A 22,843-nucleotide genomic window follows, 5' to 3' on the forward strand; every position below is an offset into this window, starting at 1 on the left:
GTCCGCTACTTCGAAAACCTGTCAACCACGGGAGTAGCGCGGACTGTCCACTGCGGGCGGACGAATCGCCTGACCTGCTGGGCCAGTGTTTGAGGTCCAAAGACAGGGGAGGTTCACATGTTCACGTTGCCAGCTGGGCGGCGAGGCAAATGGGGTGTGGTCGCGGTCTGGGTGCTGTTGCTGTTGGCGGTGTTTCCGCTGGCCGCGGGGCTCGGTGACGTGCAGAGCGACGACGCCACCGATCAACTGCCGGGCGGTGCGGAGTCGACGCTCGTGCATCAGATCGAGGATCGCGTCCCGGGCTCCGAGGACGACGAACTGATCGTCGTCTATCACCGGGACGGCGGTCTCGCAGACGGGGACAAACAGGCGGTGGCGCGGCAGCACGCTGCCCTCGCCAAGGAGTTCAAGGTCGACATGCCGCCTGTCCCCTCCGAGGACGGCACGGCTCTCATGTACGCCGTCGGCCAGCCGGCGAGCGGGAACGACGCGGGGGTCGCCAAGTTCGTCGAGCGGGTTCGGGGGGTCACCGCCGACCGGCCGAGTGGCCTGCAGGCCGAGGTGACCGGCCCGGCCGCGATCGGGGCGGACGTCGACGCGGTGTTCGAGGGGATCGACACGACCCTGATGCTCGTCACCGTCATCGTCGTCGCGTTCTTGCTGATCATCACCTACCGCAGCCCGTTCCTCTGGCTGGTGCCGCTGCTGACCGTCGGGGCTGCCGCGTACCTGTCGATGGCGCTGGTCCGGGTCGTCGCCGGCGCGCTGGACCTGACGGTGAGTACGCAGAGTTCCTCGATCATGATCGTGATGGTGTTCGGCGCCGGGACCGACTACGCGCTGCTGATCGTCGCGCGGTACCGCGAGCAGTTGCGCCACCACCGCGATGTCCATGCCGCCATGCGCGCCGCGCTGAAGAGTGTGGGGCCGGCGATCCTCGCGTCGGGATCGACGGTCGCCCTCGGCCTGGGCTGTCTGTTCGTGGCCGACATGAACGACATCTCCGGGATCGGGGTGTTCGGTGCGCTGGGCATCCTGGCGACTCTGGTCACCATGCTGACGCTGTTCCCCGCAGTACTGACGGCGCTGGGCCGCAAGGTCTTCTGGCCGCGTGTCCCCGCCCTGGCCAGTACGGCGCCCGCCGGCCGCGACTGGTGGCGGTGGGTCTTCGCGCGGCCGATGCGGTCGGCCGGAGCTTCGGCGCTGGCGCTCGGCTTGCTGGGACTCGGGGTGCTCGGGCTCTCGACGGACCTGCGGGAAGCCGACTCGTTCACCAACACTCCGGAGTCGGTGACGGGGTTCGCGACGCTTGATCGGGCCTACCCGGGCGAGGGTGGCCGACCCTTCACCGTTGCGACTCCCACCGATCAGGTGACACGGGTGCTCGCGGTGGCGCGGGCGACGGACAAGGTGGTGTCAGCGGAAACCGAGCGGGAGGGCAACGGCTGGTCGCTGGTCGACGTCGTACCGGCGGCCCAACCGGACAGCGACGCTGAAGCGGCCGTGATCAAGCGGCTGCGGGCCGATCTGCCGCCCGGGGCGCTGGTCGGTGGCGAAGGGGCGGAGCGGGTCGACGTCCAGGAGGCGAGCGCCGCCGACACCAAGCTGATGATTCCCCTCGTACTCGCCGTGGTGCTGCTGGTGCTGTTCCTGCTGCTCCGATCCTTGGTCGCTTCGCTGCTTGTCGGGGCCGTAGTTGTGCTCTCGTGGCTCGCGGCACTGGGACTTGGCTCTCTGCTGTTCGAGCACGTGCTCGGGTTCGGCGGCGTGGAGCCGACACTGCCGGTGCTGGGGTTTGTGTTCCTCGTGGCGTTCGGCGTCGACTATGCGATCTTCCTGGTCAGCCGGATCGCCGAGGACCGCAAGGAACTCGGTACGACGGTCGCCACCCGGCGGGCGGTGCGGGCCACCGCCCCGGTGATCGCGTCGGCCGGATTGGTGCTGGCGGCAACCTTCGCCGTACTGGCGTCGTTGCCGTTCGTGCCGATGGTGGAGATGGGTGTGGTGGTCGCCGTCGGGGTTCTGCTGCAGACTCTGCTGGTAGCACCAGCGTTGCTGGCGCCGATGATGGTGGGCCTGCGCCGATGGATCTGGTGGCCGAGCCGTGCCGCGGACGACCCGCAACCGGCAGCAGTCCCGGACGAGCCGGTGCTGGTCGGCGAGAAACGGAGCTGAAGGATGGGGACGGTGGTCTTGTTCGGGGCGAGGCGGTGGGGGATCAGCAGGGGCGACCTGCTGCTGACCGCGGTGCTGCTGCTCCTGCCGTTGGCCGCCGTCCTCGCCCTGCCGCGGCACTGGCTCGACGACGGGCAACTCGACGCTCTCGGGATCACGCTGCTCGTCCTGGCGACCCTGCCGGTTCTCGTCAGACGCCGCTACCCGATCCAGGCGCTGCTCGGCTGTATAGCCGTCCAGATGGTCTACCACGCCTTGAACTACACGCACGAGATCATGCTCCCGGTGGCGATAGTCCTCATCTACACGGTCTCCCTGACCACCTCCCGCGCTTCGACGCTGGCGATGGTCGGAGTCAGCGTCGCCGGAGTCCTGGCGAGCGCGAGCCTTCCTCAGGACGAATCGATCGGCGCCGAGGTGATCAGCCCGCTTGGCTGGTTCGCGGTCGCCGCGGTCGGTGGCCAGGCGATGCGGCTGCACCGCGCCTTGCTCACGGAGACTAGCGAGCGCCGGGTCGCCGAGGAGCGGCTGCGGATCGCGCGCGACCTGCACGACGTTCTGGCCCACCACATCGTCGTGATCAACTCGCACGCCGGCGTGGCCGCGCATCTGCTCGACGAGCGCACCGACGATCCGACCCTCGCACCGATCTCGCAGTCGCTGCACACGGTCGCGGACGCGAGCAGCGGCGTACTGGCCGAACTGAGAACCACCCTCGACGTCCTCCGCGGCAACGAGGTCGACGCAGATCGGCACCCGACGCCGGACCTCGCCGGTCTAGCCCGGCTCGTAGCGGTCACCACGGCAGTCGGCGTACAGGTCTCGTTGCGAGTAAGCGGCACCAGCCGGCCGCTGCCGGCGGCCGTCGAGATCACCCTGTACCGGATCGCGCAGGAGGCCCTGACCAACGTGGTGAAACACGCGCACGCTCGACAGGCACTGGTACAGCTCGAGTACGACGTCGACGAGGTTCGGCTCGAGGTCACCGATGACGGCCGCGGCAGGTCCGACACCGGCAGCACAGCCGGCTATGGCATCGCGGGGATGAACGAGCGAGCGCAATCCGTCGGCGGTCAGCTCGTCACTGGCGACGGCCGGTACGGCGGCTTCCGGGTCGCGGTGACCGTACCTGTTCCGGGAGCGCGATGATCAGGGTGGTGCTGGCCGACGACCAGGAGCTGGTCCGGAGCGCCTTCGCGATGCTCGTCCGCTCCGCACCGGACATGGAGGTCGTCGGCGAAGCCGCCGACGGCGACGAGGCGGTCGAGCTGGTCCGCTCGACCCGCGCCGACGTCGTCGTGATGGACATCCGGATGCCCGGCACGGACGGGATCACCGCCACCGGGACGATCGCGGCCGACGAGGATCTGAGCGGCGTACGGGTGCTGATCCTGACCACGTTCGAAAGCGACCACAACGTGGTGGCCGCGCTGCGTGCGGGAGCGAGCGGATTCCTGGTCAAGGACACCAAACCCGCCCACCTACTGGCCGCCATCCGCACCGTCGCCGCCGGCGAGGCCCTGCTGTCGCCCGGCGCAACCCAGGCCCTGATCGAAAGAGTCCTAAGACAACCCGACCCAGCCGGCCCGCCGCCCGGCGCCCTGGCCGCGCTGACCAAGCGAGAACGCGAGGTCCTAACCCTGATCGGCCGCGGCCTGAGCAACGCCGAACTCGCCGAACAACTAGTCCTCAGCCCCCTAACCGCAAAGACCTACGTAAGCCGCCTACTAACCAAGCTAGACGCCCGCGACCGAGCCCAACTGGTAATCGCCGCCTACGAATCCGGCCTCGTCCGAGCCTCCACGCAGGCCGACCCACCCTAGGGGACCGCATGTCCACAATCAGTAACTCAGAGGCGATCGCAGCATGGTCTGCGATGCCGACCGACGCGATTGAGGCGTACGACGATCAGGGCGACTTTCCCAAGCGCCACTTGATGAATGGGAACCTGCTCCGGATGCTGGGGCCCGTCGATGGTCGGAAGGTCCTCGATGCCGGCAGTGGCGAAGGCTACTTGAGCCGGTTGCTGGCCGCCCGCCTGGCAGTCGGCGATGGCGGCGTGCGTCCGCGCACTGAAGCCGGGCGGCCGGTTCGTGTTCTCGATCACTCATCCGGCGTTCGAGAATCTCTACCCGACGTGGCGGGATCACGGTCACTACCGACTTGATCGATACCTGGACGAGTACGAGATCCCAGAAGGCCACGCACCCGACTTCCACCGCCCGCTGTCGGCCTACCTCAACGAGGTCATCGGTCTCGGGTGTCGCGTGACTGAACTGTGCGAACCGAGACTTGATCCACAGGTCGCACGAGACAGCGGAATCGAGGCGATCGAGTCCTACATAGCACTGCCGAACTTCCTGATCGTCAGCGCCGAACGCGACAGCTGAGCGCCGATCGCGCTCGGCGCTCTCCGAGTCGGCGTTGTCGACTGGGATGCCGATCGTCCGGGAGCGATGAGTTGTCGCATCAGATGCAACTCATCGTGCTTAGCCAGACATAAGATCTGTTATCAGCGGTGAAACAACGGGAGTTGCATCTAATGCAAGGACTCCCGACTGGGCGCGATTTCGGCATCGCCGCAGGTCAGGGCCTTCATTGGCGGATCGATGTACGGCGGTGCGCGTGTCGTTGCTACGGGCAACTGGCCAGGTGGGCGTAGATTTCCTGCGTTTGGTGCAGGATTCCACGCTCAGGAGTGGTCGGTGGATGGTGTTCCGGGGTTCGTCCCGCGGCTGCTGCGTGACCCTGGCGTCACGCTGTTCCGCGCCGACGACCGCTCGGCGGCGACCGGTACCTCGTCGCTGTACGGCGCCCGGATGGCGGCAAGCTCACTGCCGAGCTCCAGGCCGGCCGCCGCGTCACCCGACGCCACCTCGCCAGCGCATAGCCCGCGCGGATCCGCGGCCCGCCCCTGCAAGGTCTGAGTCGGTGACCTTGATTTTCACGGGCTCCGTGTTGAGGGACGAGACGGCGACGCTCGACCTGTTCAGCTCGACCTGTTCAGCTCGGCCTTGACCACGGACACGTCCGGGTTCGGGTCGGCTTGCGCGGTGGGTGCGCTCAGTACCAGTCCCACCAGCGGCGCCGTGAGGAGTGCCGCAATCACTCGTGTCATCCGCATCCCCCTGAGAGTGCGCCGGTCCGCCCGCTCCGCCAAGAACCGCGCCGAAGAAATGCGCGATCGGGCGCAGCGGGTGGACCAGAACCCATCAGGTGCCGGTGATGTGGAAGACCTTGCTGTAGCCGGTCAGATAGTTGCGGCAGGCGACCATCTGGGCACGGTACGGAATCCTGCCCCGGTACGCCGGTTGCGCGTTGAGCGTGAAGCGACCGCTCTGCCGGACACTCGCCGTACCGACGGTGCGCCACTGCGAGGCGCCGTACAGACGCTGCATGTTGACCGGGCAGCCCGCGGGACTGCCGGCGACGGCGCCGTTGACCGGCACGATCGTGCCGACCGGCGCACTTGTCCGGGACGGCGTCGCGCTGACCACGCTCGGATGCGGGATCAGCATGATGAGCCCGCCGACCGGCGCCTGGGTGCCCGGCAGCAGCAGACAGTTGAGGTAGTCGGCGTCCGCGGCCGCGTACGACTTGGTGATGTAGCCGGCGGTGTCGGTGAGCACGGTCCCCGCCGTACCGATGCGCTCGACACAGCCGTTGTCGTTGCCGAGCAGGACCTTCAGGCGGGTGCCGTAAGGCTGCTTGGTGGCCGAGTCGATCACCGACCAGCGGACCGAGTACGGCTTTCCGGGCGGGACCGGGTTCGGCGTCACCCGGGCGGTGATCCGCGGCACGTGCTGGCCCGAGACCGAGATCCGCACCGGGTTCGGGTAGGTACTGGGATCGGTGTTGTCACCGCTGGCCGGGTCGAACCGGCCGACCTTCAGCCCGAAGATCTCGAAGGTCCCGTTGGCGGTGGACGGTACGTCGACCTTGCCGCGCCAGGTGCCGTTGCGGACCGTGCCGTCGACCACTGTCAGCGGCGAGGAGTAGAGGTCGTTGAGTGGTCCTTCGTTCGCCCCGTACCGCTGCAGGATCGCGTAGAGCGTGAAGCCGCCGGGCGGCGGTTCGGGTTCGCTGAAGTTGTAGGAGGCCTTGACCGTGATCGTGACCGGGACCGTGTTCAGTCCGGCGACCGCGACGCGGGTCTTGTCGACCGTGACCGAGTGCACGGTCAGATCGGGATTCGGCGCTGCGAGCGCCGTCGGCGTACCGCTGAGCACCGCGCCCACGAGGGGCGCGGCGAGCAGCGGGGCCACGAGATGTCGAGTCCCACATCACTTCAGCGTGACACTTTCCCCGCGCGGGACTGGACCGGAATCACAGACCGGTGATGATGAAATTCTCGCTGTAGGCCGTGACGAAGCGGTAGCAGTTCGGCAACTGGACGCGGTACGGGATCCTGCCCTTGTACGACGGCGTCGCGGTCAAGGTGAACCGGACGCTCGCGCGCACCTTGGCCGGGTTCACGGTCCGCCACTGGGTGGCGCCGTACAGCCGCTGCAGGTGGATCGCACAGCGGGCCGGAGCGCCGGTGACTGAACCGTTGACCGCGACGTTCGTCCCGACCTGGGCCGAGGTCTTCGCCGGGGTCGCCGACACCGAGCCCACGCGCATCACGCGGGCATGCGAGAGCGCGATCGGGTAGGGGTCGGCCTGGATCAGCGGTACTACGGCACTCATCCGTACATCGACGGCGTCATCGCGGTGGTCTACGACCTTGCCGGCACCTTCACCAACATCGCCGGCTTCGAGCAGCAGGCCGACGGCAAAGGCTTCATCTTGCTGTTCCAGTCGGGCATGGAAGAGCCGGACGAGCAGGAAATGGCTCTAGGTTTCGACACGCACTGCCTCGTCACTGCGAATCAGGGCACGGCCTACGGGTGCGTGCGAGAGGTCGTCTTGTCCGGTAACACTCTGCACGTCTCGCTGGACCCTGAAGCGCTCGTTGCTCTGGGCCTGGGAGCCAGCACGGCCACTGGCGCCCCACCCTCGCCAACAACTCCCGGTACTCCAACAACCGTGGTTACCAGTTAACTCACGGGAGTTGCGTCTAGTGCACCACCCACGCGCTACTTCGCGCTGGCCTTGATGTTGACGACTGCAAACGTCCATCGAGTGCTGTCAGGGCCGGTTGCGTACACCACGATCTGCTTCGGCCCGTCCGCGAGCACCAACCGGTTGGTCTTGCCGTCACACGGAGGAAGCCACGGGTAGCTGCCCTGCATTTCCTCGACCCGGACCAAGATCGATTCGCCGCGGCAGCGTGCGTACAGCGCATAGTCACGGCCGACAGTGACTTCACGCGGATGATCCACACCATCGCGATCGCCGTAGGTGAGAAGCTCCTGCTCGTTCGGCTCGAACGTCAACGAGACATCATCCGGCGGCGCGGACGGCGTCGGCTGCTCGGCTTCACCGCTGCCGGCTCGTCGGCCGGCCCGCAGCCGCCAAGCATTGTGATTGCGGCGAACGCGACGGCAGATCCGAAGGCCGGGTTGCGCATGGGACTCTCCTCTCTTGCCCCCGGATCGGAGAGTAGGTCCCGCTGATCGGACCATGGGCCGACCTGCAACAACCTGCCACCTTCAGTGCGGCAGGACTCAGCGTCTACTCCCGCCTCATCAGGTCCCGTTCCTGTCAGCTAATTGTCGGAGGTTTGCAACCCCGGCCGGCCACAGTCGAACCGACGTCACCGACAGTTCGACCGAGGGTTTAGTCGGTTTGGGTGACCTTGCGGAGGCCGCGGGGGGCGTCGGGGTCTAGGCCTAGTTTGCGGGCGAGGGCCTCGATTGCGCGTTGGGCGGGGATGACCAGGGCCAGCGGGGACAGGGTCTCGGGGAGATCGGGGCCGGGGAGGTTCACGTCGCAGCGGGAGGCGAAGGTGGGGTCGCCGCCGATGCCTAGGATCTTGCTGCCCTTTTCGCGGACCAGGCCGGCCAGCTCGGTCATGCCGGGGAGGGCGGGGCCTTCGCCGGCTGCTACCAGGATGGTGACCAGGTCGGCGTCGACGACTGCGATCGGGCCGTGCTTCAGGTCGGCGTACGAGAGACCGCGGACCGGCTGGAGGCAGGTCTCCTCGAGCTTGAGTGCCACCTCGAGGGTGGTGCCGAAGGTCAGACCCCGGCCGCTGGCGAGGACGTCGTGGGCGCCGGCGAGCAGTGCGGCGGCTTCCTCGACTGAACCCTCGAGCATCTTCGCGGCAACATCCGGAACCCGGGCGATATCGGCGTCCAGCGTGCCCGGCTTCTGGGCGAGGGCGTCGACGGCGACGGTGATCGCGGCGAGTTGGGTGGTGTAGGTCTTGGTCGCCGGGACCGCGAGCTCCTTGCCGGCCTGCGTGATCAGGGCGACGTCGGCGGTCGAGGCGAGCGGGCTGTCGCCGTCGTTGGTGATGCCGACGACGGCTGCGCCGTTCCGCTTGGCCCACTCCGCGGTGTCGACGATCTCCTGGGTCGCGCCGGACTGGCTGACCGCGACGACCAGCGAGTTCGACAGGTCGAGGTTGGCGCCGTACAGCGTCGCGACCGACGGAGCGGCCAGCGCGGCCTGGCGGCCGGCGTGGATCTCGGTCAGGTAGCGGCCGTAGACACCGGCGTTGTCGGACGACCCCCGGGCCACGAAGATGACGTTGCGGCGACCCGCGGCGAGCCGCGTGATGTCGTGCCGCAGCGGGAGAACGTGCTCGAACGTCGCGGCCAGGGCGGCCGGCTGTTCGGCGATCTCACGCGCCATCTGGGTTGCCGGGGCGGGGACAGACACCACTGCGATCACTGGTCCTATCTGGTCTTAACAGGTATGCTGCGCACGATAGCAGTGAGCGGCGTCCCGGGGCACCCCCGAGGCCCGCCCAGGTCTGGAGGATCGAGATTCGATGGTGGCGACGAAGCGGGCCCAGGTCCGATCGGTGCTGGAACGACTGATCGATGTCGAGCTGCACCCCGGGGATCCGATCCCCTCGGAGCGGGCCCTGGTGGACAAGCTGAACGTCTCCCGGGTGACCGTCCGGCAGGCGATCAGCGACCTGGTCGAGTCCGGCGCGCTGGAGCGGGTGCACGGTAAGGGCACCTTCGTCACCGGCCCGCAGGTCGACTCGCAGCTGCACCTGACCTCGTTCTCCCGGGAGATGCGGGCGCGCGGTCTGGAGCCCGGCACGGTGGTGCTGTCGGCCACCGAGATCGAGGCCTCCGACGAGACCGCGAAGGGCTTGCGGGTCGCCAAGGGCACCAAGGTGATCCGGGTCGAGCGGCTGCGCACGGCCGACGCCTCGCCGATGGCCTACGAGGTCGGCTTCTATCCGTCCGCGCTCTTCCCCGGCCTGCTCGGCCGTGAGCTCGGCACTCTGTACGACGTCTTCGCCAGCGAGTACGACGTCGTCGTCACCTCCGGTGAGCAGACCGTCCGGGCGGACAACGCCGACGGTCATGTCGCCCGGGTTCTCGGCGTGGCCAGGCGGGCACCCCTGCTGGTCCTCGAGCGCACCACCTTCGCCGGCCGTAAGGTCGTCGAGCTGTCCTGGTCGGCCTACCGGGCCGACCGGTACCGGCTGCACATGGCCCTCACCCCGCGGGGCCCGCGATCCGGATCGGCCTGACACGTACTGGACCGATCCTGTCATCAACTGGTCTGTTCTTCTGCTGTTCGCTCCACGGTCACCTGACCGGTCAGCAGACGGGCCGCCGGGTACGACGAAGTGCCCAGCGGCAATACTGGAGCTCAACACACACGAACTTTGTTGTGAGGAGTACCGCGAGACATGCCTATTGCCACCCCTGAGGTCTACGCCGAGATGCTGGACAAGGCCAAGCAGAACCGCTTCGCCTACCCGGCCATCAATGTCAGCTCCTCGCAGACGCTGATCGCCGCGATCCGCGGTTTCGCCGAGGCGGGCTCGGACGGCATCGTCCAGGTCTCCACCGGCGGCGCCGAGTACCTGTCCGGGTCGACCGTGAAGAACATGGTCACCGGCTCGGTCGCGCTGGCGGCGTACGCGCACGAGGTCGCCAAGAACTTCGACGTGAACATCGCGCTGCACACCGACCACTGCCCGAAGGACAAGCTGGACGGTTTCGTCCGGCCGCTGCTGGCGATCTCCGCCGAGCGCGTCGCGCGTGGCGAGAACCCGCTGTTCCAGTCGCACATGTGGGACGGCTCGGCCGTGCCGCTGGACGAGAACCTCGAGATCGCCAAGGACCTGCTCGCGCAGGCGGCGGCAGCCAAGATCGTGCTGGAGATCGAAGTGGGTGTCGTCGGCGGTGAGGAGGACGGCGTCGCCAACGAGATCAACGACAAGCTCTACACCACCGTCGAGGACGGCCTGGCCACGGTCGAGGCCCTCGGCGCCGGCGAGCACGGCCGCTACCTGACCGCGCTCACCTTCGGCAACGTGCACGGCGTCTACAAGCCGGGCTCGGTCAAGCTGCGCCCGGAGATCCTGAAGGACATCCAGGACGCGGTCGGCGCCAAGATCGGCAAGGAGCGCCCGTTCGACCTGGTCTTCCACGGCGGCTCCGGCTCGACCCTGGAGGAGATCCGCGCCGCCGTCGACCACGGCGTCATCAAGATGAACGTCGACACCGACACCCAGTACGCCTTCACCCGCCCGGTCGCCGCGCACATGTTCGGCAACTACGACGGCGTCCTGAAGGTCGACGGCGAGGTCGGCAACAAGAAGGCCTACGACCCCCGCGCCTGGGGCAAGGCCGCCGAAGCCGGCATGGCCGACCGCGTCAAGGAAGCCTGCGAAAGCCTGCGCTCCACCGGTACGTCGCTGAACGCGTGACATCTGGTTTCTCCTGGTAGGTCTGGTGTTTCGAGGGGCTCATCGCTGACGCGGTGGGCCCCTCGGTCACATCCGGGCGAAGTCGACGTGCCGGATGTCGGTCCGGCGGGCGGCTCGGGCGAACGTGCTCGTGATGCGGTCGAGCACGGTTTTGGGGTGGTCGAGGTCGGGCCAGGGGATCCAGCAGGTCTCGACCGGGGGTGGGCCGTCGGCGGTGGGGGACGGGGGTGGTTGGTCGGCGTCTTCTTCGAGCTCTTCGCGCCAGTAGGGGTGGCGAGGTTCGAACTCGAGGAGGGTGCGTTGTTCGGGGAACCAGAGGGCATCCTCCAGCTCCGGGACTTCGAGGTCCGGGGGAAGTGCTGAAGCTGGGTCGGGGAGGCCGGCGGCGCGCAGGATGAAGCGCAGTCGCGACTCGGCGACCGAGGCCGAACCTCGGCAGTGGGCGAAGACGCCGAGGGCGCGATCGCCGCCGTACTCGAGGAGGCCGGCTGCTCGGCGCAGGGTGCGTTTGGTGGCGAGACCGGCGTACAGAGCGGCGTCGGCCAGGGCGATGGCTGGGATCGTCGGGGAGGTCGCCGCGACCTCGGCGACCGAGCGAGCTGCGGACACCATCGGCAACCGGTTCCAGATCAGTACGCCGGGGCCGACCGGATCCCGGATGTGCCGGTACACACCGCCGACCCGACCACTGCGACCCCCGGTTGTCGTCACGTGCACGGTCGAGAGGTCCAAACCCCAGACCGGCAGGGCGTGCAGGGCCGCGGCCGACTGGTGGCTGGCGAACACCTCGCCCCCCGCTGCGCGGAGCGCCCGATGCACGCGCCGGAGGTACAACGCCTTGTCCGTCACGACCTCGAACGCCCGCTGCTCCGCATACGTCCCGCGGCGGATCCGTCGCCACCCGCCGGTCGCCAGCAGGTAGTCGATGTCCGCGTCGTCATAACCACAAGCCCGGGCATCGCCCCGGCGAAACACCCCACCCCGAAGGCAGGCCATCACTGCTAACTGAGGATTCATACCCAAGAAGTTGCAGCAATCAGCCCCGGTTTCTGCCACCGACTTCCAACCTGTGGAGAACTCCTACGCCGGCCGGATCCGGGCATAAAAAATGCTCGTCATGTGATGATGACGAGCTCGGCTCTGGTTGGGACCCAGGGTTGCCAGAGGAGGGGCATGTTGGCCTCTACCGGGGTCCTGTTGCCCTTGCGCTCGTTGCACGAGGCGTGGGCGGCGACCGCGTTGAGCCACTCGGTGCGGCCGCCTCGGGACCTGGGTTGGACGTGGTCCATGGTGTCGGCGTTCTCGAGACCGCAGTAGGCGCAGCGGAACTTGTCGCGGCGGAGGACTCCGTGTTTGGAGTACTTCATCCGGCCGGCGGCGTAGCGCCAGTGGGTGACCACGTAGCGGACCAGGCGGAGGACGCGGGGGACCGGGAAGGGGCCGATGGTTCGTTCGCCGTGCGCCTCTTCGACCACGGCGACCTCGCGGACCAGCATCCGGATGGCGTGCTGGATCGACACGGTGTGCAGCGGCTCATATGACGCGTTCAGGACGATGACGCTCATCCGGTGCCTCCTTCCGGCCGTAGCTGGGAACCACGGCGGTCTTGACGCAGGGTCTCAAGCATCCGTGGCCGGTCGGTGAACGGTCAACGGATTTCGCCAGACGGTCACGTGCCGGGTTGGCTGCGTGATCGGCGAAGATGTGCCTATGGAATTGAACAATCTGCTCTCTGGCCCACCCGAGACACTACTCCCAGTGGACCCGGCCGCGGCGGAACTCGCCGCCGGGACCCCCGCGGTGGAGGTCGCGGCCAGCTTCCCGGCCTCGTCACTGGCCTGGGGGACGCTGGCCGAGGCGGCCCTCGCCGAGGGGAACACCATCGAGGCTTACGCCTACGCACGCACCGGTTACCACCGTGGCCTGGACCTGCTCCGGCGCAACGGCTGGAAGGGCCACGGCCCGGTTCCGTGGGAGCACGAGCCGAACCGTGGGTTCCTGCGCTGCCTGGCTGTGCTGGCCAAGGCCGCCGGGGCGATCGACGAGAAGGAGGAGGCCGAGCGCTGCGCCACCTTCCTGCGCGACTCGTCACCCACCGCAGCCGACGTACTGGCCTGAAACCGGGTTGCCGGGCTGGTCACCCGACGGCAGGATGCGTCGGATGACCAGTCCGTATGCCCAGCATGGTTACCGCGTCGGCTTCGACTGGGGTCCGGTCGGTGCCGCCGTGGTCGCCGGCCAGTTGGTTGCCGTTGTCGACGTGCTGTCGTTCACCACGGCAGTCACCGTCGCTGCCGATCTCGGCATCGACGTCTACCCGTACCGCTGGCGTGACGAGACAGCGGTCGCCTACGCCAACCAGTACGACGCCCACCTCGCCGTCGGCCGTTCCGAAGCCGGCCCCGGTGACGTGAGCCTGTCCCCGGTCACCATCCGTCAGGCAACCGGAGTCACCCGGTTGGTGCTGCCGTCACCCAACGGCTCGACCATCGCGCAGCAACTGAGCGACAGCGGCGCCACCGTCATCGCAGTCTCACTCCGTAACCGGCTGGCCGCGGCGGAGTGGGTGAACGGACGGCTTGCTGCGGATCCGGGGCTGAAGGTTGTCGCGATTGCGGCAGGCGAGCGCTGGCGTGATGGGTCGCTCCGGCCGGCTGTTGAAGACCTGTGGGGTGCGGGCGGGTTCTTGAGTGCGCTGCGGTGCGATGGCTTCTCCCCGGAGGCCCGAGCTGCCGCAGCTGCCTACGACGCCGTGGCCGACGAGCTGCCGACGCTCCTGCACGACTGCGCCGGCGGACGCGAGCTAACGCAGTACGGCTATCCCGAAGATGTCCGGATCGCGGCGGAGGTAGACCAGAGTCACTCCGTGCCAGTCCTGAAAGACGGTAAGCTGAGCGCATCAATCTGAAACGATGATTTCTGCCCGTTGACAGAGCCGGTAGGCGGCGCGCGTCCCCGCTTCCTGCCGAACATGGACGGTTGTAGGCGGATTCGGCAGACCGGTGAAGCAGGACGCCCACGGTCGGTCCCCGCCCCGACGGGCAGCGGAAGGCTCTACCGTGCCGGCACTCACCGGACGGCTCAGCTACGCCCAAGTACTCCGTACTCCCGGGGCGTGGAAGTTCTACCTGGCAGCTGCACCAGCCCGCATCGGCATCGCCATGACGAGCCTCGGCATCGTCTGGCTGGTCCACGGATCCACTGACTCGTACGCCGTCGCTGGAACTGTGACCGGCGGTTTCGCGGTCGCCGAAGCGGTGGCGGGCCCGCAGGTCGCCCGTCTCATCGACCGCTTCGGTCAGACACGCATGTTGCCGATCATGCTGCTGACCCACGCATTGACGGTCGCGCTACTGATCGGCCTCACCACCAAGCAGGCACCACTCTGGGCACTCGTGACAGCAGGTGTTCTCGCCGGCTCGTCACTGCCGCAGGTCGGTGCACAGACCTCAGCTCGCTGGGCGCATGCCTTACGCGGCTCACCGTTGCTGTCGTCCGCATTCACGCTGGAGGCGCTGAGCGTTGGCATCGCGTTCCTGGTCGGTCCAGCGCTGATCGGTCTACTGAGCTCGCTCTGGAGCCCGGTGGCCGGATCGGCGACTGCCACCGGCCTGCTGCTGCTTGGCGGATTCGCGTTGGCCGCACAGCGTCGTACGGCGCCTCCACCTGTTGAACGTGGTGAGCAGGTGAGCTCAAGTCACCTGCTGCACAAGGGATTCCTCGCGCTGGTTGCCGCCACCGTTGGAATCGGACTGTTCTTCGGCAGCATGCAGGTGTCCGTCACCGCGTACGCCGTCGAGCGTGGAACGCCGGCGCTGGCCGGACCGCTGTACAGCATCACCAGCCTGGTCAGTCTGTTCGCCGGACTCGTGTACGGCGCCAGGCGCTGGCGGATGGCGGTCGAGAATCAGTTCGTCCTGGTGCTGGGCGTTCTGGCCGTCACGTCGATCCCTCTGCTGGTCGTCAATGCCCCTTGGACGCTCGGGATCGCGTTGGCCCTGCCAGGGCTGGCGATTGCGCCGTTCCAGACGCTCTCGGCGGTCATGACCGAGTCATCCGTGCAACCGACCGTACTGACGCAGGCCTTCACTTGGCTGAACTCGGGGAGCGCTGCAGGGATCGCACTGGGGGCCGCGCTCGCGGGGCGCGTGGTCGATGCGCACAGTGCGCACTACGGCTTCGCCGTGGCCCTGGCGGCGACCCTGCTCGCCACTGCGATGGCTGCGCTAAGGCGCTGAGGCGGTAATCATCCCTTCAGACCACTGGAGAAGCCGCGGATGACATAGCGCTGCAGGACCAGGAAGATGATCAGGATCGGCAGGGCCGCCAGCACCAGACCGGCTGCGACCAGCCCGTAGTCGGAGGTGTATTCGTTGACGAAGGCGAAGATCCGGACCGGGACGGTCTCGCGGCCGGAGCCGCCGAGGTAGAGCAGCGGGGTGAAGAAGTCGTTCCAGATGTGGACGGCGTTGAGGATCAGTACGGTGCCGGTGATCGGCCGCAGCAGTGGGAAGATCACGTGCCGGAAGGCCTGCAGGTGTGAGGCTCCGTCGATCAGCGCCGCGTTGGTGTAGTCGGCGGGCAGGGACCGGATGAAGCCGGTGTAGAGGAAGACTGTGAAGGGCAGCTGGATGCCGGTGTAGAACAGGATCATGCCCTGGTAGGTCCCGAGCAGGCCGAGATCGCTGACGAGTTGGTACAGCGGAATCATGCCGAGCTGGAACGGCAGGATGATCCCGACCAGGAACAGGATGTAGAGGCTGTAGCTCAACCGCGAGGCGCGGCGGGCGAGGAAGTACGCCGCCAGTGCGCCGAGCACGATCAGTGCGAGCACACTGGTCACCGTGATCAGCGTGCTGTTGAGCAGTGCCGAGCCGAGGGACGCGGACTGCCAGGCCTCGCCGAAGCTGTCCATCGACGGTGGGTTCGGTGGCGACAGTGGCGCGTTCGCGATCTGGCCGGGGTCCTTGAACGCCAGCGTGGCAAGGGCATAGACAGGGAACAGGAAGGCGACCGCGACGGCCACCATCACCAGCTCCAGAACGAAAGTACGTGGCCGGTACCTCATGCGACCGTCTCTCTGGAACGCAGGTAGCCGATCTGAATGAAGGACACCGCGGCGACGAAGATCGCCAGCACGAGCGCGACTGCGGTGCTGTAGCCGAACTTCCCGAACACGAACGCCTGTTTGTAGAGCACCGTCGACAAGGTGTCGGTGGCATAGCCGGGACCACCGTTGGTCATCGCGATGATCTGGGTGAACAACGTCAGCCCACCAACGGTGGACAGCATCACGTTGATCGTCACGGCCGGTGCCAGCAGCGGCCAGGTGATGTGCCGGAACCGCGCGACCGTCCCGGCGCCGTCCACCATCGCCGACTCGTGCAGCTCCGGCGGTACGCCTTCCAGACCGGCCAGGAAGATCACCATCGAGTAGCCGGCGCACTGCCAGATCACCGTGAACGCGACCGACCAGATCGCCAGCGACGGATTCCCCAGCCAGTCCTGGCGCAGCGCGCCGAGACCGACCGCCCCGAGGGCAGCGTTCAGCCCCGCGTCGGGTGCAGGGTTGTAGACGTACTTCCAGAGGAACGACACCATCACCGGACTGACCACGACCGGCGCGAAGAAGACCACCCGCAACACCATCCGGCTCTTGATGGTGGTGTGCACACCGAGTGCCAGCAGCAACCCCAGCCCGTTCTGCACCACCACGATCGCGACCGTGAGCAGCAGCGTGTTTCGCAGTGCACCAAGCGCTTGGTCGTCGTGGAGCAGTTCCCGGAAGTTCGCTATCCCGACGAACGACCGCTCCTCGCCAACACCGGACCAGTTCGTGAACGCCGATCCGGCTCCGACGATGCTCGGATAGAGCATCACCAACGCGTAAACGAGCAGAGCCGGAGCCGCGAAATACCAGGGCGGCGCGAGCCCACCCCTTCGTCGTACCGTCGTCATGCCGTCTTCCGGTAGGCCTCGTCCATTTTCTTCAGGGCGCCGTCGACCGTGGTCCGGCCGCCGAGAAGCTCTTGTACGACGGCGAAGTGGGTCGGCTGGACCTCCGCGTTCGGCCAGCGCTGATCCATGAACGGCACAGCCTTGTTGTCCGCCAGGTAGGGCAGAAACGGCTTCAGCACCGGATCGACCTTCGCCGCACCGTCGGAGTACAAGGGAACACAGGCGACGGCCTCGGCCCAGGCCCTGACGACCTCCGGCTGTCCGCAGAACTCGATGAACTTGCGGGCCTGGTCGGCCTTCTTACTCTTCGCGCTGACGGCGAGGCCGACCACGATCCCGCCCGGGATCCAGTTGTCCGCGACCGTGTCAGTGGCCGGCAACGGGAACATCCCGAGGTCGTCCGGCGTCGGCGCGGCCGCCCGGTACGCCTGCAGGACGGCCGAGACCTGGACGGCCATCGCCGCCTTGCCGGTGCCGACCATCGAGGTTGCCTGCTCGTACGTCGTTCCGTTCGGGTTCGCGTTGAAGTAGCCGCGCTTCTGCAGTTCCAGGTACTTGTTCATCGCGTCGGCCCAGCCCGAACCGGCGAATGTCGCCGAGCCCGCCGCCATCTTGTCGTCGAAGTCGGGCTGCTTGGCGTAGACCGTGCCCGGCACCAGGGCGTAGTTGATGAGCTGCGTCACCCAAGGGGTTTGTGCGCCGAGCGCAAGCGGCACAATCCCCTTCTTTTTAAGGGTTTCACAGACTGTCAGCAGTTCGCTCCAGGTCGTCGGCGGCTCGACCCCGGCGGTGGCGAAGGCCTTCTTGTTGTAGATGGCGCCGAGCACGCTGGTGCCCGGCGAGAAAATATAGGTCTTCCCGTCCTGCTGGTAGGCGCCTTTGAAGCCGGTGGGGATCTTCTGCGTCCAGGCTTGGTCGCTGAGATCGGCCAGCAGTTTCGCCTTGCTCAGCTGGACCATCGACATCGCACTGCCGTTCCCCGGATAGACCGCGTGCAGATCCGGCGCGTTGCCGGCCGCCAGCTGCGCGCGCAACGCCGTCTGCAGTTGGTCCGCGGGCGAGAAGGACAGGTTGAAGTCGAAGTCGGCGTTCTTCGCCTTGTACTGCTCCAGTGCCTTGCGGAGACCGGCCTCCTGACTGCCTGCCCCAATCACCTTCAGCCTGCCGTTGCCGTTGCCACTGCCGGACGAACTGCTCCCGCAGGCCGCGAGCGTGCCGGCGGCGGCCGCACCACCCATCAGCTGCAGCATGCGCCGGCGAGGCAGGGGACGCTCGTATACGGATGCCACGGATCCTCCTGAGCTCGGGAGATATCGTCGAATGACGTGAATTCACCGAGAAGAAGTGTTAACTTCTCACGCCGCGCACGCTACGGACGCCGTGGAGCGGGTGTCAAGACTTCATTTGAAAGGATTCACTGGCTGCGGCCCGCGCCGCGTACTCGGCCGGGGTCAGGCCGATCTGCTGTTTGAACTCCTTGGAGAAGTGCGCCTGGTCGAAATAGCCGAGCGCCGCCGACAGCGCGGCCAGCTCGGTGACCTCGCCGCGCGCCAGCAACTCGGCGCCGTCGTGCAGCCGGTAGCGGCGCAACACCCACTTCGGCCCGACGCCGACGTACCGGCGGAAGAGCCGTTGCAGAGTCCGGATCGGTACGTCGAACCGCTCCGTGACCTCGTCGACCCGGGCCAGCGTGCGGTCGGCGGCCATCGCGGCGACGATCTCGCGCACCAACTCGTACGACGGGTCCGGCGGCGCGAGGTGGTCCCGCAAGAACGCCTCGAACACGGCACGACGCCGTACGTCGGAGTCTTCGGTGAACACGAGATCCGCCAGCCGATCGCCGTCCGGGAAGACTGCGGTCAGCGGCAGCACCCGGTCGCTGAACGAACCGACGTCCAGCCCGGTCACCGCACCGAATCCACCGGCCCAGAACTTCACGCCGAACACGCGGCCGCGGCCGATGAGCTGGCGCTCGAACTTGCGCGTGTAGACGCCGTTCACGAAAGCGCCGCCGGGCTGCTCGAAGGTGACGTTGACGCTCGGGAACGGAAGCACCTCGGCGGTGTAGGGCTCGTCGAGATCCCACTCGACGATCCAGTACCACTCCACGAAGCGTGCGGCGTCGGGGCCGGGCGCGAGCCGGTTCAACGTGCGATGCCGGGCCTGCTCCCGCGGGTGCAGGATGCCCTTCTCGCTCTCCGACGGGATGCTCAATGGCTGTCGCTTTCTTACAAGACCGGTCCGGGCGCCGGTGGGTTGACTAAGAGCATGACGACGGACACCGACAAAAACAGCGTAGTAAAGCCCATCCCCGACGGTTACCACTCACTCACGCCGTACCTGGCGGTTCCGGACGGTCCGAAGGCGATCGCGTTCTACCAGGAGGTTTTCGGGGCCGAGGTGATCAGCCGGCAGGACATGCCGGACGGGCGGGTCGGCCAGGCGGAGCTGCTGTTCGGGAACTCGATGCTGCAGCTCAGCGACCAGATGCCGCAGATTGGGTTGCAGGCGCCGAACGGCGAGTGGGTGCACTCGTCGCTGGTCCACTACGTGCCGGACGTGGACGCGACGTACGCGAAGGCTGTTGCGGCCGGCGCGAAGCCGGTGGAAGAAGTGCAGACCTTCATGACCGGTGATCGCTACGGGACGGTGATCGATCCGTTCGGTCATCGCTGGGCGATCCTGACGAAGGTCGAGGACGTCTCCCGCGAAGAGGCCGATCGAAGGGTCCAGGAATGGCTGGACTCCCAGCCCGAAGAGCTCGCCTGATCGGGCACATTCGCCGTACAGGACGGCATTCTGCGTATCGTCGAAGAGGTGACGACCGACTGGAGTTTGCTCGAGGTCGCGGAGAGCTATGAGGACTACGAGCCGATCCGCGAGCGGGCTTTCGCATGGACGGCCCTGTTTGAGCAGGCCGGCCTGGCGGAGCTCGGGTCCCGCACCGTGCTCGACTACGGAGCGGGCACCGGCCGCGTGGCCGAACAGATCGTTGGCAGGTACGACGTTTCGGTGATCGCCGCCGACCGGTCGCCGAGCATGCTGCAGGTTGCGCGGCGCAAGCGCCGGACTTCGCGGATCACCTACCAGGCGATCGGCGTCGACCAGCGGCTCGACCTGGACGATGGCGCGGTCGATGCCGCGATCTCGACGTTCGTCTTCGTCTGCATCCCGGACGCCGAGATCGTGCAGGCGATCTTTTCCGAGGTCTACCGGGTCCTGCGTCCGGGCGCGCGGTACGCGATGCTCGACGTGAACCCCGATTCGATCGGCGTACCGTTCGAGATCGGTCAGTACGGCGAGGTGGGGCGCAGCTACGCGGCGGGGGACGCGGTTCGGATGCGGCTGACCCGGCCGGACGCGGAGCCGGTCGACCTCGTGGACTACCACTGGCCGAAGGACGTGCAGCTCGAGCGGTTGCGGACGGCGGGATTCCGCGAAGTCGGCTTCATCGAGCCGACACTGCCGACCGAGTACGACGGTCCGGATGCGGATCGGATGGCGGTGGAGCGGACGCGGCCGCCGTACGTGATCTACACAGCGGTGAAGTAGACACAAGCCTGTTCTTCCTCAGATATGAGGAAGCGGCCCGCCGGAACCGTCCCCTGCGGCAGTTTCGGCGGGCCGCTGACTAAGAGTGTGCACGTGATCACGGAGATTGGCAACCCGTTGCGTGATGAAACACTTACTTGAAGTGGTCGTTGGTTGGGTTTCAACGATGAACTCAGGGAGTGGACCTGGTTCCGGTAAGCTTCGGTCGTAAGAGCCTGGGTACGTTGCCGCGTGAATTGCCGGTGAACGTCTCCGGGCTTCACCGTTTCCAGCGTCCGGCTGCCGCGCGTCGTGAGGGCTGCGGCCGGCGCGTGAAGAGGAGGGCTGAGATGCCCGCAATCGTGCTCGTCGGCGCCCAGTGGGGCGATGAGGGCAAGGGTAAGGCGACCGATCTGCTCGGCAACACGGGCGAGGTCATCGACTACGTGGTCAAGTTCAACGGCGGGAACAACGCCGGCCACACGGTCGTGATCGGCAGCGAGAAGTACGCGCTGCACCTGCTGCCGAGCGGGATCCTGACCCCCGGCGTGACGCCGGTGATCGGCAACGGGGTGGTCGTCGACCTGGCAGTACTGTTCGAGGAGCTGGACGCGCTGCAAGCCCGTGGCGTCGACACGTCCCGGCTGGTGATCAGCGCGAGCGCGCACCTGATCCCGCCGTACAACCGCACGCTGGACAAGGTGGCCGAGCGCTTCCTCGGCAGCCGCAAGATCGGGACCACGGGCCGCGGGATCGGGCCGACGTACGCGGACAAGATGAACCGGATCGGCATCCGCGTCCAGGACCTGTACGACGAGAAGATCCTGGAGCAGAAGGTCGCCGGGGCGCTGGAGCAGAAGAACCAGCTGCTGGTGAAGATCTACAACCGCCGCGCCGTCGAGATCCGCGAGGTCCTGGACGAACTGCTCGAGTACGCCGACCGCCTGCGCCCGATGGTCGCCGACACCAGCCTCCTGCTGAACAAGGCACTGGACGACGGCAAGACCGTCCTGATGGAAGCCGGCCAGGCGACTCTCCTGGACGTCGACCACGGCACGTATCCGTTCGTCACCTCGTCGAACGCGATCTCCGCCGGGGCGTGCACGGGTACTGGCATCCCGCCGACCCGCATCGACCGCGTGATGGCGGTCGTCAAGGCCTACACGACCCGCGTCGGCGAAGGCCCGTTCCCGACCGAGCTCCTGGACGCCGACGGCGAGTGGCTACGCCAGCAGGGCTTCGAGTTCGGTACGACGACCGGTCGCCCGCGCCGCTGCGGTTGGTACGACACGGTGATCGCCCGCTACGCAGCCCGCGTGAACGGCGTCTCCGACTTCGTCCTCACCAAGCTGGACACACTGACCGGCCGCTCGACCATCCCGGTTTGTGTGGCCTACGACGTCAACGGCGTCCGCCACGACGAGATGCCGATGACCCAGACCGACTTCCACCACGCCACCCCGATCTACGAAGAGTTCGACGGCTGGACCGAAGACATCACCGGCTGCCGCACCTTCGAGGACCTCCCCAAGGAAGCCCAGTCCTACGTCCGCGCCGTCGAGTCCCTCAGCGGCGCCCGCATCTCCGCCATCGGCGTAGGCCCCGAACGCACCCAAATCGTCCAGCTCTGACCCCACCCGTCGGCTGCCCACCCCGGGCAGCCGACAGTCATACCTTGGTCATACTTTGTGGGTATGCTGTTGTCATGGCGGTGAAGAAGAAGACCTTGTCATTCGACGCGGAGACCTGGGCGGCAGTCGAGCGACGTGCGCGGAGTGCACACACGACACCGTCGGCGTACGTCAACGAGTTGATCGACAAGAGCGAACGCCTGTACCGCGGGCTGGAGGCGGTCTCGGATTGGGAAGCTGAGCATGGCGAGATTGCCACCGCCGATCTTGAGTGGGCGGACCGAGCGCTGGCCGAGGCGCAGCGGGAGGCGGCTGACGATCGCCCCGCGACGGAGGATCCGCAGGCGTGACGCGGCTGGTGTACGACGCAGGAGCGTTGATCGCTGCCGAGCGGGACGATTCTCGTCTATGGGCAATGCACCTGCGCGCACTGACGCGCGGTATCGAGCCAACTGTGCCGGCTGCTGTGCTGGCGCAGGTTTGGCGCGGTCATCAGCAGCGGAGCCTGCGGCGACTCATCCAGGGCTGTGAGGTCGTGCCGCTTACTCAGGAGTCGGCAACGTGGGTCGGTGAGTTGCTGGCGATCGCTGGGCGAGCTGATGTCGTGGATGCGCAGGTTGTCGCGTGCTGCCTGCAGCAGGGCGCTACCTGCGTGACCTCGGATCGTGGTGACATCGCGCACCTGGCCGAGGCCGCCCGTGACAGTGCTTGGCGTGGTAACACGCGATGGAAGGTGCCGATCATCTCGTTGTGACGGCTC

General features: G+C 67.2%; 28 protein-coding genes. 16 read left to right on the forward strand and 12 right to left on the reverse strand.

Annotated features, from left to right (window positions below; translation table 11 throughout):
• The first annotated feature begins 117 nt into the window (after window positions 1-117).
• From ABD231_RS11620 to ABD231_RS11640, 5 genes are all read left to right on the forward strand, one after another.
• The gene (locus ABD231_RS11620) at window positions 118-2,175 is read left to right on the forward strand and encodes an MMPL family transporter (protein WP_344149379.1); all 2,058 of its coding nucleotides are present in this window, start codon (window positions 118-120) and stop codon (window positions 2,173-2,175) included.
• Between the two features lie 3 nt (window positions 2,176-2,178).
• On the forward strand, window positions 2,179-3,324 hold the full coding sequence (locus ABD231_RS11625; protein ID WP_344149381.1) for a sensor histidine kinase: 1,146 nt from the start codon (window positions 2,179-2,181) through the stop codon (window positions 3,322-3,324).
• Window positions 3,321-3,998 carry a response regulator transcription factor gene (locus ABD231_RS11630; protein WP_344149383.1) on the forward strand — a complete coding sequence of 226 codons (678 nt, stop codon included), beginning with the start codon at window positions 3,321-3,323 and terminating at the stop codon, window positions 3,996-3,998. The genes ABD231_RS11625 and ABD231_RS11630 overlap by 4 nt, the downstream gene beginning before the upstream one ends.
• A 228-nt stretch (window positions 3,999-4,226) precedes the next feature.
• Window positions 4,227-4,565 carry a hypothetical protein gene (locus ABD231_RS11635; RefSeq protein ID WP_344149385.1) on the forward strand — a complete coding sequence of 113 codons (339 nt, stop codon included), beginning with the start codon at window positions 4,227-4,229 and terminating at the stop codon, window positions 4,563-4,565.
• Window positions 4,566-4,880: 315 nt separating this feature from the next.
• Window positions 4,881-5,102 carry a hypothetical protein gene (locus ABD231_RS11640; RefSeq protein ID WP_344149387.1) on the forward strand — a complete coding sequence of 74 codons (222 nt, stop codon included), beginning with the start codon at window positions 4,881-4,883 and terminating at the stop codon, window positions 5,100-5,102.
• A 62-nt stretch (window positions 5,103-5,164) separates the two neighbouring features.
• Here the strand turns inward: ABD231_RS11640 and ABD231_RS11645 are convergent, their stop codons facing one another.
• The 3 genes from ABD231_RS11645 to ABD231_RS11655 form a co-directional block, all read right to left on the reverse strand.
• The gene (locus ABD231_RS11645; RefSeq protein ID WP_344149389.1) at window positions 5,165-5,299 is read right to left on the reverse strand and encodes a hypothetical protein; all 135 of its coding nucleotides are present in this window, start codon (window positions 5,297-5,299) and stop codon (window positions 5,165-5,167) included.
• A gap of 88 nt (window positions 5,300-5,387) precedes the next feature.
• Window positions 5,388-6,440 carry a hypothetical protein gene (locus ABD231_RS11650; RefSeq protein WP_344149391.1) on the reverse strand — a complete coding sequence of 351 codons (1,053 nt, stop codon included), beginning with the start codon at window positions 6,438-6,440 and terminating at the stop codon, window positions 5,388-5,390.
• 61 nt (window positions 6,441-6,501) lie between these two features.
• On the reverse strand, window positions 6,502-6,864 hold the full coding sequence (locus tag ABD231_RS11655) for a hypothetical protein (protein WP_344149393.1): 363 nt from the start codon (window positions 6,862-6,864) through the stop codon (window positions 6,502-6,504).
• A 24-nt stretch (window positions 6,865-6,888) separates the two neighbouring features.
• Between ABD231_RS11655 and ABD231_RS11660 the strand changes: the two genes are divergently transcribed.
• A complete protein-coding gene (locus ABD231_RS11660; protein WP_344149395.1) occupies window positions 6,889-7,218 on the forward strand; it encodes an Imm10 family immunity protein in 330 nt (109 codons plus the stop codon).
• A gap of 35 nt (window positions 7,219-7,253) precedes the next feature.
• Here the strand turns inward: ABD231_RS11660 and ABD231_RS11665 are convergent, their stop codons facing one another.
• From ABD231_RS11665 to ABD231_RS11675, 3 genes are all read right to left on the reverse strand, one after another.
• Window positions 7,254-7,553 carry a hypothetical protein gene (locus tag ABD231_RS11665; RefSeq protein ID WP_344149397.1) on the reverse strand — a complete coding sequence of 100 codons (300 nt, stop codon included), beginning with the start codon at window positions 7,551-7,553 and terminating at the stop codon, window positions 7,254-7,256.
• A complete protein-coding gene (locus tag ABD231_RS11670; protein ID WP_344149399.1) occupies window positions 7,550-7,687 on the reverse strand; it encodes a hypothetical protein in 138 nt (45 codons plus the stop codon). Before ABD231_RS11670 ends, ABD231_RS11665 begins: the two co-directional genes overlap by 4 nt.
• Window positions 7,688-7,896: 209 nt before the next feature.
• Entirely contained in the window at window positions 7,897-8,943 is a 1,047-nt protein-coding gene (locus ABD231_RS11675; protein ID WP_344149401.1) for an SIS domain-containing protein, read from the reverse strand.
• A gap of 112 nt (window positions 8,944-9,055) precedes the next feature.
• On the opposite strand from ABD231_RS11675, the gene ABD231_RS11680 reads away from it, so the two are divergent.
• On the forward strand, window positions 9,056-9,775 hold the full coding sequence (locus ABD231_RS11680; RefSeq protein WP_132407309.1) for a GntR family transcriptional regulator: 720 nt from the start codon (window positions 9,056-9,058) through the stop codon (window positions 9,773-9,775).
• A 162-nt stretch (window positions 9,776-9,937) separates the two neighbouring features.
• On the forward strand, window positions 9,938-10,963 hold the full coding sequence (gene fbaA / locus ABD231_RS11685) for a class II fructose-bisphosphate aldolase (RefSeq protein ID WP_344149404.1): 1,026 nt from the start codon (window positions 9,938-9,940) through the stop codon (window positions 10,961-10,963).
• A gap of 66 nt (window positions 10,964-11,029) precedes the next feature.
• Here the strand turns inward: fbaA and ABD231_RS11690 are convergent, their stop codons facing one another.
• Together ABD231_RS11690 and ABD231_RS11695 are read right to left on the reverse strand one after the other, a co-directional pair.
• The gene (locus tag ABD231_RS11690; protein WP_344149406.1) at window positions 11,030-11,980 is read right to left on the reverse strand and encodes a type IV toxin-antitoxin system AbiEi family antitoxin domain-containing protein; all 951 of its coding nucleotides are present in this window, start codon (window positions 11,978-11,980) and stop codon (window positions 11,030-11,032) included.
• Between the two features lie 98 nt (window positions 11,981-12,078).
• Window positions 12,079-12,528, reverse strand: coding sequence for an HNH endonuclease (locus ABD231_RS11695; RefSeq protein WP_344149408.1), 450 nt, complete (start codon window positions 12,526-12,528; stop codon window positions 12,079-12,081).
• 145 nt (window positions 12,529-12,673) lie between these two features.
• Between ABD231_RS11695 and ABD231_RS11700 the strand changes: the two genes are divergently transcribed.
• From ABD231_RS11700 to ABD231_RS11710, 3 genes are all read left to right on the forward strand, one after another.
• Entirely contained in the window at window positions 12,674-13,081 is a 408-nt protein-coding gene (locus tag ABD231_RS11700) for a DUF3151 domain-containing protein (RefSeq protein WP_344149410.1), read from the forward strand.
• Between the two features lie 43 nt (window positions 13,082-13,124).
• A complete protein-coding gene (locus ABD231_RS11705; protein WP_344149412.1) occupies window positions 13,125-13,871 on the forward strand; it encodes a 2-phosphosulfolactate phosphatase in 747 nt (248 codons plus the stop codon).
• 151 nt (window positions 13,872-14,022) lie between these two features.
• Window positions 14,023-15,201, forward strand: coding sequence for an MFS transporter (locus ABD231_RS11710; RefSeq protein WP_344149414.1), 1,179 nt, complete (start codon window positions 14,023-14,025; stop codon window positions 15,199-15,201).
• 8 nt (window positions 15,202-15,209) lie between these two features.
• Here ABD231_RS11710 and ABD231_RS11715 read toward each other — a convergent pair whose 3' ends face one another.
• The 4 genes from ABD231_RS11715 to ABD231_RS11730 all read right to left on the reverse strand — a co-directional run bounded on the left by ABD231_RS11715 (window position 15,210) and on the right by ABD231_RS11730 (window position 19,135).
• The gene (locus ABD231_RS11715; protein ID WP_344149416.1) at window positions 15,210-16,031 is read right to left on the reverse strand and encodes a carbohydrate ABC transporter permease; all 822 of its coding nucleotides are present in this window, start codon (window positions 16,029-16,031) and stop codon (window positions 15,210-15,212) included.
• The gene (locus tag ABD231_RS11720; protein WP_344149418.1) at window positions 16,028-16,921 is read right to left on the reverse strand and encodes a carbohydrate ABC transporter permease; all 894 of its coding nucleotides are present in this window, start codon (window positions 16,919-16,921) and stop codon (window positions 16,028-16,030) included. The genes ABD231_RS11715 and ABD231_RS11720 overlap by 4 nt, the downstream gene beginning before the upstream one ends.
• The gene (locus ABD231_RS11725) at window positions 16,918-18,210 is read right to left on the reverse strand and encodes an ABC transporter substrate-binding protein (RefSeq protein ID WP_344149420.1); all 1,293 of its coding nucleotides are present in this window, start codon (window positions 18,208-18,210) and stop codon (window positions 16,918-16,920) included. The genes ABD231_RS11720 and ABD231_RS11725 overlap by 4 nt, the downstream gene beginning before the upstream one ends.
• Window positions 18,211-18,313: 103 nt before the next feature.
• On the reverse strand, window positions 18,314-19,135 hold the full coding sequence (locus ABD231_RS11730; protein WP_344149422.1) for a DUF6597 domain-containing transcriptional factor: 822 nt from the start codon (window positions 19,133-19,135) through the stop codon (window positions 18,314-18,316).
• A 54-nt stretch (window positions 19,136-19,189) separates the two neighbouring features.
• Here ABD231_RS11730 and ABD231_RS11735 point away from each other — a divergent pair, with 54 nt between their 5' ends.
• The 5 genes from ABD231_RS11735 to ABD231_RS11755 all read left to right on the forward strand — a co-directional run bounded on the left by ABD231_RS11735 (window position 19,190) and on the right by ABD231_RS11755 (window position 22,837).
• Entirely contained in the window at window positions 19,190-19,690 is a 501-nt protein-coding gene (locus ABD231_RS11735; protein WP_344149424.1) for a VOC family protein, read from the forward strand.
• Window positions 19,691-19,738: 48 nt separating this feature from the next.
• The gene (locus tag ABD231_RS11740; RefSeq protein ID WP_344149426.1) at window positions 19,739-20,473 is read left to right on the forward strand and encodes a class I SAM-dependent methyltransferase; all 735 of its coding nucleotides are present in this window, start codon (window positions 19,739-19,741) and stop codon (window positions 20,471-20,473) included.
• Window positions 20,474-20,802: 329 nt separating this feature from the next.
• Window positions 20,803-22,083 carry an adenylosuccinate synthase gene (locus ABD231_RS11745; RefSeq protein WP_344149428.1) on the forward strand — a complete coding sequence of 427 codons (1,281 nt, stop codon included), beginning with the start codon at window positions 20,803-20,805 and terminating at the stop codon, window positions 22,081-22,083.
• Window positions 22,084-22,157: 74 nt separating this feature from the next.
• The gene (locus tag ABD231_RS11750; protein ID WP_344149430.1) at window positions 22,158-22,433 is read left to right on the forward strand and encodes a hypothetical protein; all 276 of its coding nucleotides are present in this window, start codon (window positions 22,158-22,160) and stop codon (window positions 22,431-22,433) included.
• Window positions 22,430-22,837 (forward strand): type II toxin-antitoxin system VapC family toxin, encoded by a 408-nt coding sequence (locus ABD231_RS11755; protein WP_344149432.1) that lies wholly within the window; start codon window positions 22,430-22,432, stop codon window positions 22,835-22,837. The genes ABD231_RS11750 and ABD231_RS11755 overlap by 4 nt, the downstream gene beginning before the upstream one ends.
• Window positions 22,838-22,843: the final 6 nt, after the last annotated feature.

This window comes from Kribbella yunnanensis (assembly GCF_039529655.1).
GTDB lineage: Bacteria > Actinomycetota > Actinomycetes > Propionibacteriales > Kribbellaceae > Kribbella > Kribbella yunnanensis.

Coding starts and splice junctions, on each gene's coding strand:
- ABD231_RS11620 (WP_344149379.1), top strand. CDS start 118: ATGTTCACGTTGCCAGCTGGGCGGCGAGGCAAATGGGGTGTGGTCGCG.
- ABD231_RS11625 (WP_344149381.1), top strand. CDS start 2,179: ATGGGGACGGTGGTCTTGTTCGGGGCGAGGCGGTGGGGGATCAGCAGG.
- ABD231_RS11630 (WP_344149383.1), top strand. CDS start 3,321: ATGATCAGGGTGGTGCTGGCCGACGACCAGGAGCTGGTCCGGAGCGCC.
- ABD231_RS11635 (WP_344149385.1), top strand. CDS start 4,227: ATGGCGGCGTGCGTCCGCGCACTGAAGCCGGGCGGCCGGTTCGTGTTC.
- ABD231_RS11645 (WP_344149389.1), bottom strand. CDS start 5,299: ATGCGGATGACACGAGTGATTGCGGCACTCCTCACGGCGCCGCTGGTG.
- ABD231_RS11655 (WP_344149393.1), bottom strand. CDS start 6,864: ATGAGTGCCGTAGTACCGCTGATCCAGGCCGACCCCTACCCGATCGCG.
- ABD231_RS11670 (WP_344149399.1), bottom strand. CDS start 7,687: ATGCGCAACCCGGCCTTCGGATCTGCCGTCGCGTTCGCCGCAATCACA.
- ABD231_RS11680 (WP_132407309.1), top strand. CDS start 9,056: ATGGTGGCGACGAAGCGGGCCCAGGTCCGATCGGTGCTGGAACGACTG.
- fbaA (WP_344149404.1), top strand. CDS start 9,938: ATGCCTATTGCCACCCCTGAGGTCTACGCCGAGATGCTGGACAAGGCC.
- ABD231_RS11690 (WP_344149406.1), bottom strand. CDS start 11,980: ATGAATCCTCAGTTAGCAGTGATGGCCTGCCTTCGGGGTGGGGTGTTT.
- ABD231_RS11695 (WP_344149408.1), bottom strand. CDS start 12,528: ATGAGCGTCATCGTCCTGAACGCGTCATATGAGCCGCTGCACACCGTG.
- ABD231_RS11700 (WP_344149410.1), top strand. CDS start 12,674: ATGGAATTGAACAATCTGCTCTCTGGCCCACCCGAGACACTACTCCCA.
- ABD231_RS11705 (WP_344149412.1), top strand. CDS start 13,125: ATGACCAGTCCGTATGCCCAGCATGGTTACCGCGTCGGCTTCGACTGG.
- ABD231_RS11715 (WP_344149416.1), bottom strand. CDS start 16,031: ATGAGGTACCGGCCACGTACTTTCGTTCTGGAGCTGGTGATGGTGGCC.
- ABD231_RS11720 (WP_344149418.1), bottom strand. CDS start 16,921: ATGACGACGGTACGACGAAGGGGTGGGCTCGCGCCGCCCTGGTATTTC.
- ABD231_RS11735 (WP_344149424.1), top strand. CDS start 19,190: ATGACGACGGACACCGACAAAAACAGCGTAGTAAAGCCCATCCCCGAC.
- ABD231_RS11745 (WP_344149428.1), top strand. CDS start 20,803: ATGCCCGCAATCGTGCTCGTCGGCGCCCAGTGGGGCGATGAGGGCAAG.
- ABD231_RS11750 (WP_344149430.1), top strand. CDS start 22,158: ATGGCGGTGAAGAAGAAGACCTTGTCATTCGACGCGGAGACCTGGGCG.